Below are 12,107 nucleotides of genomic sequence, written 5' to 3'. Positions count from 1 at the left end.
CTGATCGACACGGCCCAGTGCGTCAACGACGCGGCGGGGGCCGGCCTGCCCGCGCCGGCCGCCGCGCCGCAAGCGCCGCCCCGTCCGCAGGGCTTCGTGATCCCGGTCGCCAGCGTCTCGCCGGCGGTGCTGGCCGAAGGCTCGCGCTGAGCCGGGCGTGAAGAAGGCTTGATCGCCGAACGCCGTCATCGTTAACCTTTCCCCCGGCGCAGGCCCCAGGGGACGGGGGCGGGGGGCGGGGATGAAGGCTCGGAAGTACGAACTGTTCGCGAGGGCCAGGCGCCCGCGCCCCGGCCGGGCGCGGGAAATCCTGGCCTATCCGGCCGAGGCCCAGTTCGTGTTCGACGCGGGGACGCCGCCGGCGCGTCCGGCCCGGGCCGATGAGGGCGATCTGCTGGACGCCTATTCCAACGCCGTGGTCCGGGCCGTCGAGACGGTCGGCCCCAGCGTGGTGCGCATCCACCCGATGCTCGACGATCCCAACCTGCAGGGCGTGGGCTCGGGCTTCGCCGTGGCCGAGGGCGGGGTGCTGCTGACCAACAGCCACGTGGTGCAGGGCGCGCGCCGCTTCGTGGTCATCACCGCCGACGGCCGCAGCCTGACGGCGCGCTGCATCGGCGATGATCCCGACACCGACCTTGCCCTGCTGAAGATCGACCAGCCGGTCGACCTGCCGCCGGTGCGGCTGGGCGATTCCAAGGCCCTGCGGCGCGGCCAGCTGGTCATCGCCATCGGCGCGCCGCTCGGCTTCGAGGCCACGGTGACCACGGGGGTGGTCTCGGCGCTGGGCCGCAGCCTGCGCGGCGAGCGCGGGCGGCTGATCGAGGACCTGATCCAGACCGACGCCGCCCTCAATCCCGGCAACAGCGGCGGGCCGCTGGTGGCCTCCAACGGCGAGGTGGTGGGCGTGGCGACCGCCGTCATCGTCGGCTATCCGGGCCTGTGCTTCGCCGTGGCCGCCAACACCGCCCGCTTCGTGATCGGCGAGCTTCTGGCCCACGGCCAGGTGCGGCGGGCCTCGATCGGCGTCGTCGCCCAGCAGGCGCCGGTGCCGCCGCTGCTGGCCCGCTCGACCGGCGTCACCCAGGGCTATGCGGTGTTCGTCGCCCAGACGGACCCGGGCGGCCCCGCCGCCAAGGCCGGGGTGCGGGCCGGCGACCTGCTGATCAAGGCCGGCGAACGCCCTTTGACCGGCCTGGACGACATGCTGCGGGTGCTCGACCACGCCTGCATCGACGTGCCGACGCCTTTCGTGCTGATCCGCGAGGGCCGGCTGATGACCACGACGATCACGCCGAGGCTCAGGCGCAAGGGCGGCTAGGGGGGGGCGGCTAGTTCGCGCTCTCCGGCGTCGTCACCTTGAAGCCGCGCGCCCGCAGGGTGTCGAGCACGCCGCCCTGGGCCACCAGGCTGCGCAGCGAGAAGATCGCCACCGCCTTGCCGGGCGTGTCCATCGCCTGGCTGATCGCCTCGACCTGGGCGGCCGAGCTCTTGCGCAGCCGGTCGGCGACGCCCGGCAGGACCATGGCGCAGCGCTCGCCCTGGCGCGGGACCGCGAGCGCGCCGCGCACGTCGCCGTCAGCCCAGGCGCGGGCGGCGCGGCGTATGGGCTCCGGCCCGGCCTCGACCTCGTCCAGCACGCCTTCCAGGCAGGCCAGGCCCGCGGCGTCGGAATGCTGGGCGACCACGGCTTCGAGCAGCGGCGTGGCCTCGTAGATCGCCGCCGGCCGCATCGGAACCCTGTGCTTGCGGGCCAGGCGATTGATCGTGCGGTCCGGCTGACTGGTCGTCAGCCTGGCGTCGTTGCGGGCGGCGGCCGCCAGCATCAGCCCCGCCCCCAGCGGCTTCCAGTCACGCCAATCGCCGCTGGCGTGGGTCCTGTTCCAGGCGCGGTCGAGACGGGCCGCCAGGTCCGGGGCCACCTGCGTCAGGGACGAGCCGTCCTTCAACCGCCGGCGCGTCCTGAGGAAGATGGGCAGGTCCGCCAGCTGGGTGCGGTTCACCGCCGGGGTCAGCAGGACGAAGGCGCCGTCCAGCCGCCGGTCGAGCACCGAGGTGTCCCAGTCCAGGCGTTGGGGCACGCTGCCGGGGATGCCCAGCACGTAGATCGTCGTGTCGCCGTCGCTGACCTTCCACCAGGCCGGGCCGGGCAGCTTGGCCTGGACCACCAGGGACTCGACGACATTGGCCTCGGGGTCGTCGATGACCTGGGCGCATGCGCCGGAGGCCGCCGCCAGAGCCGTCAGGGCGGCCAGGATCAGGGTCGGTTTTCGCAAGATGTCTTCCCTCCCTGGCGCCCTTCGCCCCGTGTCACTCACCCTGTGTCACTCGCCCCGTGTCACTTGTCGGGCGTCACTCGTCCGGGGTGGAGACCTTCAGGCCCTTGGCCCGCAGCTGGTCGAGCACCCCATCCTGGGCCAGAAGCGAACGCAGTTCGATGACGGCGACGGCCTTGCCCGGCTTTTTCAGGGCCGCCTCGATCGCCTTGACGGCGTCGTCGCGGCCGTCGCGCAGTTCGCGGGCGATCGACGGGGTCGAGTCCAGGCAGCGCTGGAAGCCGCGATCGGCCGCGACCACGTCGCGCACCTGGCCCTCGGACCAGCGCCGGGCGGTGGTCTTGATCCCGCCTTCGCCGCTCTCGGCCTGGCGCAGGCCCGCGTCCAGGCACAGCAGCTGCAGGGGCTGCGGCGCGGTCGCCAGGGCCTTGATGGCGTCGGCGAGGCTGTAGCCCGAGAGGTTCTGGATGCGGGGACGCTTGGCCAGGTCCCGGCTCCTGGCGATGTCGCGGATGCGGTCGGTGACGCCGCCGACGCTGATCGAGACATTGCCGTCCTGGCTGTTGGCGACCAGGAAGCCGGCGAAGGCGGGCTTGGTGTCGTCCATCGCGTCCGGCTTTTCCTTCATCGCCTTCAGCCGCGCTTCCAGACGCTGGCGCAGGTCCGGCGGCAGGGTCTGGCGCATCGGCCGGTCGGAGACGAACAGCTTGCGGCCGCCCATGGCCAGGGCGATCAGGCGCACGACGCTGACATCGGCCTCCTGGCCCATGATCAGCACGTTGGCCCCGTCCAGCCGCCGGCGCAGCACCGACTCTTCGGCCTTGGTGTCGGTGGGGACCATGGCCGGCACGCCCAGCACGTAGACGGTGGTGTCGCCGTCGCTGACCTTCCACCAGGCCGGCCCGGGGAGGCGGGCGTTGACGATCAGTTCCTCGACCAGGTTCTCGTTGGGATCGACCCGTTGCAGCGCGATCGGCCCGGAGGCGTCGACCGCCTGCTGCGCCAGGGCGGGGCCGGCGGCGAGCGCCAGGAGGAAACCCGCGAGGGCGGGGGCTGCGGCGACACGCTTGATCACTATCTCTCGTCCTCGGCTTGTTCGGAATCGTTCTAGAATGGCGGTTCCTTGCAAGCTGAACCGTTCTCAACCGGGGCGGTCAAATTAAGTCGCCGCAATGCAGGCTCGCCTGCGCCCGAAAGTCCGTTTTCCATGCCGATCCGCCGCCTGCCGCCCGAGACCGTCAACCGCATCGCCGCCGGCGAGGTGGTCGAGCGGCCCGCGAGCGCCATCAAGGAACTGGTCGACAACGCCATCGACGCCGGCGCGACCCGCATCGAGGTGGAAGCCCACGGCGGCGGCCTGACCAGGATCCTGGTCGCCGACGACGGCTGCGGCATGAGCGCCGAGGAGCTGCCGGTGGCCATCGAGCGCCACGCCACCTCCAAGCTCGCCCCCGACGACGAGGGGCTGTGGGACCTGCTGCGCATCCACACCATGGGCTTCCGCGGCGAGGCCCTGCCGTCGATCGGCTCGGTGGCGCGGCTGCAGATCAGCTCGCGCGCCAAGGGCCAGCGCGAGGCCTGGTCGATCCTGGTCGAGGGCGGCCGGGTGGACGACGTGGCCCCCGCCGCCTTCGCCGGCGACAACGGCACCCGCATCGAGGTGCGCGACCTGTTCTACGCCACGCCGGCCCGCCTGAAGTTCATGAAGTCCGAGCGGGCCGAGGCCCAGGCGATCACCGAGGAGCTGAAGCGCCAGGCCATGGCCCACGAGTCGGTGGGTTTCAGCCTCGACATCGACGGCCGCCGCATCCTGCGCCTGCCGCCCGAGCATCCGGGTCCTCAAGGTCGGCTGGCGCGCCTGGCCGCCGTGCTGGGCCGCGACTTCCAGGACAATGCGCTGGAGATCGACCAGACCCGCGACGGCGTGCGGCTGTCGGGCTTTGCCGGCCTGCCGACCTACAACCGCGGCAACGCCGCCCACCAGTACCTGTTCGTCAACGGCCGGCCGGTGCGTGACCGGCTGCTGCAAGGCGCCCTGCGTGCGGCCTATGCCGATTTCCTGGCCCGCGACCGCCACCCCAGCGCGGCGCTGTACGTGACGCTCGACACCTCGGAGGTGGACGTCAACGTGCACCCGGCCAAGGCCGAGGTGCGCTTCCGGGATCCGGCCCTGGTGCGCGGTCTGATCGTCGGGGCCCTGCGCCACGCCCTGGCCGGCGCCGGCCACCGCGCCTCGACCACCACGGCCGCCCAGGCCCTGGACAGCATTCGCGCGCAGAACGTGTACCCCGGATACCAGCCGGGTCCGTCGCCGGCCGGCTTCTCGGCCTGGCGCGAGGGCGGCTGGACGCCGCCGACCCAGCGTCCGATGGACCTGCCGGGGCTGTCGGACGTCTCGGCCCGCCACGAGGCGCGGCCGGAGGAGGCGTATCGGACCCTGGGCGGCGGCTTCGGGGGCGGCGGCTTCGCGGGCGGCGGCGTGGCCGAGGCCGTGCGCGAGGCGGCCTATGGCGGCTACGACGCGCCGCCGTCGGTGGCCTATCCCTCGCAGGACTACGCTCCGAGCCAGCCCTTCGACCCGATCGACTTCCCGCTGGGCGCGGCCCGGGCCCAGGTGCACGAGACCTATATCGTCGCCCAGACCCGCGACGGCGTCGTCATCGTCGACCAGCACGCGGCCCACGAGCGCCTGGTCTACGAGCGGATGAAGCACGAGATGGAGGCCGGCGGCGTCGCCCGCCAGACCCTGCTGCTGCCCGAGGTGGTCGAGCTGGATCCGGCCGAGGCCGAGCGCGTCGTGGCGCGGGCCGAGGAGCTGTCTTCGCTCGGTCTCGTCCTCGAAAGCTTCGGCCCCGGCGCGGTGCTGGTGCGCGAGACGCCGGCCCTGCTGGGCAAGGCCGACGCGGCGGGCCTGGTGCGCGACATCGCCGACGACCTGGCCGAGAACGGCCAGGCCCTGGCCCTGAAGGAGCGGCTGGAGGAGGTCTGCTCGACCATGGCCTGCCACGGCAGCGTCCGCGCCGGCCGCCGCCTCAACGCCGCCGAGATGAACGCCCTGCTGCGCGAGATGGAAGCCACGCCCCACTCGGGCCAGTGCAACCACGGCCGCCCGACCTATGTGGAGCTGAAGCTGTCCGACATCGAGAAGCTGTTCGGGCGGCGGTAACAGATCCTCCCCCTGAAGGGGGAGGTGGCCCGAAGGGCCGGAGGGGGAAGAGGCTGCTGACGCAGATCGCTCGCCGCTTCGGCAAGTACGTCCCCCTCCGTCGGCTTCGCCGACACCTCCCCCTTCAGGGGGAGGGTCTCAAGCCACCTGCGGGTCCAGCGACTGCACCTCGTGCCAGTCGTGCAGCGGCAGCATCGGTCGGGCGAAGGGCGAGACGGTGGCCGGGGCGTGCAGCAGGTCGGTGACTTCGGGGCCGGTGACGAACGGCACCTCGTGATCGACGCAGGCCAGCAGTTCGCGGCGGCGTGAGACGCCGGTGACGCCCTGCCAGATGCGCTTGCGGCGATAGGTCGGTCCCTCGCGCATGAAGCGGTCGATGGCCGCCAGCCGTTCGCTTTCGACGGCGTCGGGCAGGTCGAGGGTGACGCTGCTGGCGAAGTCGGGCGGCAGGTCCTCGACCCGGAAGGCCGGATCGCGCACCCGCAGGTCCAGCCGCGAGAAATAGGGCGCCAGGAACGACTTGATCTGCGACAGGGCCGAGAACGAGGGGACGCGCGGGGTGTCGTAGATGCCGGCCGCCAGGCGGCCGCGCGCCGAGGCCGGCAGGGCCGACAGCCCGACGGTCAGAAGGTTGCGGCCGATCGGCTTGACCAGGCTGGAGAAGCAGATCGGCACGAAGATCACGCCGGCCTCGTCGGCCTTCAGCAGGGCGGGCAGCGCCGCCAGGGCCGCTGCGTCGGCGTCCTCGGCCTCGGCGTGGACGTCCTGGTCGAAGGCGCGGCGCTCGACGAGGGCGTGCACGACGACGCTGCCGACGAAGAGTTCGCGTTGCAGGTGATAGACGCCGCGGAAGCCCAGCGGGCCGGTCGGTTCGGGGCGCGAGACGATCTTGGGCAGGGCCTCCATCGGCGGCTCGCCGGCCACCGGTCCGCCGGGCGGGGCCAGGGAGACCACGCCGTCGGGCGTGACCTTGCAGACCCGGCCCAGGCCCTCGGGATAGGCCCCATCGACCATCAGGGCCCGCACGGCCGCCAGCGACATGCCGCCAAAGCGCATGACCTCGGCCTGGTCGCCCTCGACCAGCAGCAGGCTGACCTCGCCGTCGCCCTCGACGCCGAACATCTTGCGCTGCATGTCGCGGGCCATGGCCTGAAGTTCGCGGGCGTCGAGCCGCGTGGCGCGGGGGTCGGCCAGGACGAAGGTGAACGGCGCCACCAGGCCGTAGCGGCGCGGATGCAGCCAGGTGGTTTCCAGATAGGCCCCGGCCACCTTGGCCACGAGGGCGGCCATGGCGTCGTTGTCCGCGAAACGGAGTTCGTCGCCGACGAAGATCTTCAGGCACGCTACGGCAGTCATGGAGCAACCTTCGCGCGCGGTGGTTACCGATAGGCGCCTATGCGGTTGCGGCCAGACGTCGCACGAACCTCGGTCTTTCCGACGCGTTGTGGCGGGGGAGGAGATCGTCATGCAGATCCATCGCGGCCGGCTGATCGACCATGTCCACCTGCGCGCCAGGGACCTGGAGGCGACCAAACGCTTCTACCGGGCGGTGCTGGAGGCTCTGGGCGTTCCCTTCGACGACGCCGGGGATCACCTGTCGGCCGACGAGCTGTGGATCGACGCCGGCGAGCCGGCCACCCACGTGCATCTCGCCTTCCAGGCCAAGGACCAGGACACCGTGCGGCGCTTTCACGCGGCGGGCCTTTCGGCCGGCGGGCGCGACAACGGCGGGCCGGGCGAGCGGCCCTACCACCCTGGCTACTACGCCGCCTTCCTGTGGGATCCGGACGGCAACAACATCGAGGCGGTGTTCCACGGCCCGGCCCAGCGCTCTGCCGACAGCGTGGTGTTCACGTTCGAGACGCCCTAAGCCGCCGCCTCGGCGGTCCAGCCGTAGAGCGGCAGCTGGCCGCGCGGATAGGGCGCGACGGTGGTCGGCGCTTCCAGCAGTTCGGTGACCATGCCGCCGCTGACGAACGAGGCGCCCTGGTCCAGGGCCGCGGCCAGCTCGCGCGGGCCGCGCAGGTCGCTGACGCCCTGCCAGACCTGGCGGCGGCGATAGAGCGGGGCGTCCTTGAGGAAGCGGGCGATGGCGGCCAGGCGGTTGGCCTCGGTGTCGCCCTCGGGCTGGAAGGTGATGCTGGCGGCCAGGGTCGGCGGCAGGTCCTCGACCTGGAAGGCCGGATCGCTGACCCGCAGGTCCAGACGGCTGAAATAGGGATCGAGGAACGCCTTCAGCTGGCGCAGGGCGACCAGGGACGGCGCGCGGGGCACGCCGTAGACGCCCGCCGCCAGCCGTCCGCGCAGGTCGCCGGGCAGGGCGCGCAGACGGCTCTCCAGCTCGGCCCGCAGACCGGGCTTCAGCACCGAAGAAAAGCCGATCGGCACGTAGGCGACGCCGGTGTTGGGGCCGAGCGCGGCGATCGCGCCCTTGAGGATGGCCATGTCGTGCAGGGCGCGCTGGCCGTCGACATAGGTCTCGTAGGCGACGCCGGCGTGGCCCGCCTCGCGCCAGACGGCGACGTTGCCGACGAAGAGCTGGCGGCCGGTGTGATAGACGCCGCGCCAGGCCACCCGGGCCGGCAGCGGGCGCGGGCACAGGCGGGCCAGGGCCTCCATGGTGGGCACGCCGGTGATCGGGCCGCCCATCGGCATGACCGAGCGCACCTCGCGCGGGGTGATGCGGCAGACGCGGCCGGCCAGGGAGGCGTCCTCCTCGCCGGACAGCAGCAGGGTGAGCTGGCGGGCGGGCAGGCCGGCGAAGCGCATGACTTCATGCTGGTCGCCCTCGAACATCAGCATGACGATCTCGCCGGCGTCGTCGTCGCCGAACAGGCGGTGCTGGAGGGCGCGGGCCAGGGCCTGGAGTTCGCGGGCGTCCAGCCGCGTGGCGCGCGGATCGGCCAGCACGAACGAGAACGGCGCCACCAGCCCATGGCGGCGCGGCGCCGTCCAGGCGGTCTTCAGGTGCTCGGCGGCGACCTTGGCCACGAGGGCGGCGTTACGCTCGGTCTCGGCGGGATCGTCCCCGACGAAGACCTTCAGGCAGGCGATGGCGGTCATGTCGCGCAGGTTGCGCGAGCGAGGTTATCACGCGTTATAGGTCAGCTGCGACCCAGCGTCGCGAACGCCGGTTTCCGAGTGCGCCTAGGCGGCCCGGAGCGGCAGTTCCTGGGTCGCGCCCAGGGCCGGCGGCTTGTCGAGCAGGGCGCTGACGGCGGGGCCGGCGGCGAAGCGCAGGCCGGCGGCCCGGCAGGCGTCCAGCTCCTTGGCGCTGCGCACGCCCAGCACCGCCTGGCGTACGCCCTTGCCGCGATAGATCGACTGGCGCGAGGCGAAGAGGGCGATGGCCTTGATCCGCTCGGCGTCGGACTCCTCGCCCAGTTCCAGCGAGATGCTGGAGGCGATGTCGCCCGGCAGGGTGTTCACCGGGAAGTTCGGATCGGAGATGCAGAGGTCGATGTAGGCGAACGAGCCCTGCAGGAAGCCGCGGATCTGCTGCAGCAGGCCCATCGAGGGCTCGCGCGGGGTGTCGTAGACGCTGGCCCCCAGGCGCGGCTGCAGGTCGAGCGGGAAGCGCGACAGCCGGCGCTTGTAGGCCTCCTGCGAGGCCGGGGTGGTCAGGTTCCAGAAGCTGAGCGGCAGGAACAGCGCGCCGTCGCCGTTCTTGACCGTCGGGAAGCCGAACTGGGCGTCGTTGAGGCCGGTGAGGTCTCGGGCCAGCAGGTCGGAATCTTCGGTCGGACGCGGCGCGGCCAGATCGGCCTTGTGGCCCAGCAGGGCGCCGACCACGGTCTCGCCGGGCAGGTGGTAGATGGCGCTCCAGCCGGTGGTCAGCGGCGCGGCGGGCTTGGCCGGCGCGACGGCGGCGATGGGGCGGATCGGGGCGGCCGGCTTGGCGGCGGTTTTTGCAGGAGCGGGCGCTGGTTCGGGCGCGGCGGCGGGGGCGCTGGGCACCGCGCGGATCTCCTCGGCGGTGATCACCTGCACGTGGCCCGGGGCGCCGGAATAGCCGCGGCCGGCCATCAGGCCCGCCAGTTCGCCTTGCGACAGGCTGGCGAACTGCAGCACGGCGTTCTCGTCGCCCTCGAAGGTCATGAGACAAACTTGGCCGCTCTTGCGGCCGGGGAACAGCGAGGTCTCCAGCTCGATGGCCAGGGCCTGCATCTCGGTGGGATCAAGCTGCTCGGCCTTGGTGTCGGCCAGCACGAAGGCCAGGGGCGCGACGACGCCGTAGCGGCGCGGGGCCTTCCAGCGATGCTTGAGATAAAGGTCGGCCGCGACCTCTACCTGGGCAGGAGGAACGCTGGCGCCCGCCGTCTCCGCGGCGGTGAGCAGGATACGCAGGCAGGCAATGGCCGTCATGATCGGCAATCTGACGGCCAATGCTTGGCGAAATCCTTACAAAGCAAGGATAACGTCGGTTTTTCTTATTTGGCCCAGGTATAGGTGCGGCAGGTTGTCGCGATCGCTGGAAGCTCTACCTGGCGACGACCCGCCGCGACAGGCTCAGACGAAGTCCTCGCTGAGGCGGAACTCCAGGCGCTGCTTGACGCCCGGCCAGTCGAAATCGGTGATCGAGAACACGGCCGTGTCGCGCACGTGGCCGGTCCAGGTGATCTTGTGGCTGCGCAGCACGCCTTCCTTGCTGGCGCCCAGCTTTTCGACCGCGGCCTGGCTGCGGGCGTTGCGGACGTCGATGTTGAACTCCACGCGGATGACGCCGGAGTCGAAGGCGTGGCCCAGCAGCAGGCGCTTGGATTCCGGGTTCACCGGGCCCGAGCGGGCGCTGGGGTGCAGGAAGGTCGAGCCGATCTCCAGGCCCTTGTGCAGGCGGCGGATGTTCAGATAGCTCGACGTGCCGACGATCTTGCCGTCCGACTTGCGGCGGATGGCGAAGCCGATGCGCTCGCCCCGGTCGCTCTCGCCCAAGAGGGCGCCCCACCAGTCCTCGAAGCCTTCGCCGCAGCCGTTGACCGACATGATCTCCCAGCTCTCGGGATCGCAGTCGATGGCGCCGCGCAACTCGTCGCGCAGTTCGGGGGTGACGGGCTCCAGCCGCACGTAGCGGCCTTCGAGGGGCTTGATGGTCAGGTTCATGGCGGTGTTTTCCGTCAGGAGCGGGCGGCTGACAAGCCGCCAGGCGAGGATCCGGGGCCGAAGCGGCGGGATCGTTCAAAATGGCCCCGCATCGCCCGCTTGCCGCGCCCGTAAACTCGGTGTTACAACGTCTTCAAACAAGTGTTTGAACCAGGGATCGGGAACGCCATGGACTTCGACATCTCTCCCCGTCAGCGGGAATTCCTCGACCGGGTGAACGCCTTCATCGAGGACCACGTGCGGCCGGCGATCCCGACCTACGAAGCCGAGATGGACGTTCCCGCCGACCAGCGCTGGAAGGTCGTCCAGGTGCTGGAGGAGCTGAAGGGCAAGGCCAAGGCCGCCGGCCTGTGGAACTTCTTCATGCCGCCGCACAGCGGCCAGGTGCATGTCGACGACACCTTCGAGTTCGAGGGCGTGCAGCTGACCAACCTCGAATACAGCCTGATCGCCGAGCAGCTGGGCAAGATCGGCTTCGCCTCCGAGGTCTTCAACTGCTCGGCGCCCGACACCGGCAACATGGAAGTGCTGATGCGCTACGGCACGCTGGCGCAGAAGGAGCGCTGGCTGCGGCCGCTGATGAACGGCCAGATCCGCTCGGCCTTCCTGATGACCGAGCCGGAGGTGGCCAGCTCCGACGCCACCAACATCGAGACCCGGATCGAGCGCGACGGCGACGACTACGTGATCAACGGCCGTAAGTGGTGGTCCTCGGGCGTGGGCGATCCGCGCTGCAAGGTCGCCATCGTCATGGGCAAGACCGATCCGACCGCCTCCACCCACCAGCAGCAGAGCCAGATCCTGGTGCCGCTGGACGCGCCGGGCATCGAGGTGGTGCGCATGCTGCCGGTGTTCGGCTTCGACGACGCCCCGCACGGCCACGCCGAGGTGATCCTCAAGGACGTCCGCGTGCCGGTCGAGGACGGGCTGATCCTGGGCGAGGGCCGCGGCTTCGAGATCGCCCAGGGCCGCCTTGGCCCCGGCCGCATCCACCACTGCATGCGCACCATCGGCGCCGCGGAAGTGGCGCTGGAGAAGATGGTCAAGCGCCTGATGACCCGGAAGGCCTTCGGCAAGTACATCTCCGAGCAATCGGTGTGGGAGCAGCGCATCGCCGAGGCCCGCATCGACATCGAGATGTGCCGCCTGCTGTGCCTGAAGGCCGCCGACATGATGGACAAGGCCGGCAACAAGGCCGCCCGGCTCGAGATCGCGATGATCAAGGTCGCCGCGCCGCGCATCGCCCTGAAGGTCATCGACGACGCCATCCAGGCCCACGGCGGGGGCGGCGTCACCACCGATTTCGGCCTGGCCAAGCTCTATGCCGGCATCCGCACCCTGCGCCTGGCCGACGGCCCCGACGAGGTGCACTGCCGCACCATCGCCCGGATGGAATATTCCAAGTACGGCGACCTGGCCTTCAAGCAGAAGGCCGAGCGGGAAGCGGCCCTGCACGTGCCGGGGATTCGGTAGGGGAAGACCCCCTCAGTCGCTCCGCGACAGCTCCCCCAGAGGGGGAGCATCTGCTCAGCAAAATCCTCCCCCTCTGGGGGAGGTGGCCCAGA

At 71.3% G+C, this 12,107-nt stretch carries 10 protein-coding genes; 4 read left to right on the top strand and 6 right to left on the bottom strand.

Going from position 1 to position 12,107, the window contains the following annotated elements; all coding sequences use genetic code 11:
- The first annotated feature begins 241 nt into the window (after positions 1 to 241).
- Positions 242 to 1,321: a S1C family serine protease gene (locus DMC18_RS10925; RefSeq protein WP_110132935.1), complete on the top strand. Its 1,080-nt coding sequence runs from the start codon at positions 242 to 244 to the stop codon at positions 1,319 to 1,321.
- Positions 1,322 to 1,331: 10 nt separating this feature from the next.
- On the opposite strand, the gene DMC18_RS10920 is transcribed toward DMC18_RS10925, so the two are convergent.
- Both DMC18_RS10920 and DMC18_RS10915 read right to left on the bottom strand, forming a co-directional pair.
- Positions 1,332 to 2,276 (bottom strand): TraB/GumN family protein, encoded by a 945-nt coding sequence (locus tag DMC18_RS10920; RefSeq protein ID WP_110132934.1) that lies wholly within the window; start codon positions 2,274 to 2,276, stop codon positions 1,332 to 1,334.
- Positions 2,277 to 2,352: 76 nt separating this feature from the next.
- Positions 2,353 to 3,351, bottom strand: a complete 999-nt coding sequence (locus DMC18_RS10915; RefSeq protein WP_233245204.1) for a TraB/GumN family protein — start codon at positions 3,349 to 3,351, stop codon at positions 2,353 to 2,355.
- 132 nt (positions 3,352 to 3,483) lie between these two features.
- Between DMC18_RS10915 and mutL the strand changes: the two genes are divergently transcribed.
- On the top strand, positions 3,484 to 5,442 hold the full coding sequence (gene mutL, locus DMC18_RS10910; RefSeq protein WP_110132933.1) for a DNA mismatch repair endonuclease MutL: 1,959 nt from the start codon (positions 3,484 to 3,486) through the stop codon (positions 5,440 to 5,442).
- A gap of 138 nt (positions 5,443 to 5,580) precedes the next feature.
- Here mutL and DMC18_RS10905 read toward each other — a convergent pair whose 3' ends face one another.
- Complete coding sequence (locus DMC18_RS10905) at positions 5,581 to 6,798, bottom strand: hypothetical protein (RefSeq protein ID WP_110119089.1); 1,218 nt, start codon at positions 6,796 to 6,798, stop codon at positions 5,581 to 5,583.
- Positions 6,799 to 6,907: 109 nt separating this feature from the next.
- On the opposite strand from DMC18_RS10905, the gene DMC18_RS10900 reads away from it, so the two are divergent.
- Positions 6,908 to 7,312, top strand: a complete 405-nt coding sequence (locus tag DMC18_RS10900; RefSeq protein WP_110119090.1) for a VOC family protein — start codon at positions 6,908 to 6,910, stop codon at positions 7,310 to 7,312.
- On the opposite strand, the gene DMC18_RS10895 is transcribed toward DMC18_RS10900, so the two are convergent.
- From DMC18_RS10895 to DMC18_RS10885, 3 genes are all read right to left on the bottom strand, one after another.
- Positions 7,309 to 8,505: a hypothetical protein gene (locus tag DMC18_RS10895; protein WP_110119091.1), complete on the bottom strand. Its 1,197-nt coding sequence runs from the start codon at positions 8,503 to 8,505 to the stop codon at positions 7,309 to 7,311. The genes DMC18_RS10900 and DMC18_RS10895 overlap by 4 nt on opposite strands.
- 84 nt (positions 8,506 to 8,589) lie before the next feature.
- Complete coding sequence (locus DMC18_RS10890) at positions 8,590 to 9,807, bottom strand: hypothetical protein (protein WP_110119098.1); 1,218 nt, start codon at positions 9,805 to 9,807, stop codon at positions 8,590 to 8,592.
- Between the two features lie 144 nt (positions 9,808 to 9,951).
- Positions 9,952 to 10,542, bottom strand: coding sequence for a GNAT family N-acetyltransferase (locus DMC18_RS10885; protein ID WP_110119092.1), 591 nt, complete (start codon positions 10,540 to 10,542; stop codon positions 9,952 to 9,954).
- A gap of 168 nt (positions 10,543 to 10,710) precedes the next feature.
- Here DMC18_RS10885 and DMC18_RS10880 point away from each other — a divergent pair, with 168 nt between their 5' ends.
- On the top strand, positions 10,711 to 12,015 hold the full coding sequence (locus DMC18_RS10880; protein WP_110119093.1) for an acyl-CoA dehydrogenase family protein: 1,305 nt from the start codon (positions 10,711 to 10,713) through the stop codon (positions 12,013 to 12,015).
- The last annotated feature ends 92 nt before the right edge of the window (positions 12,016 to 12,107 follow it).

It is taken from the genome of Caulobacter sp. D5 (genome assembly GCF_003185805.1).
Taxonomy (GTDB): domain Bacteria; phylum Pseudomonadota; class Alphaproteobacteria; order Caulobacterales; family Caulobacteraceae; genus Caulobacter.
Note: the sequence above shows the minus strand (reverse complement) of the source record. Positions and strands in the feature narration are given on the sequence as shown.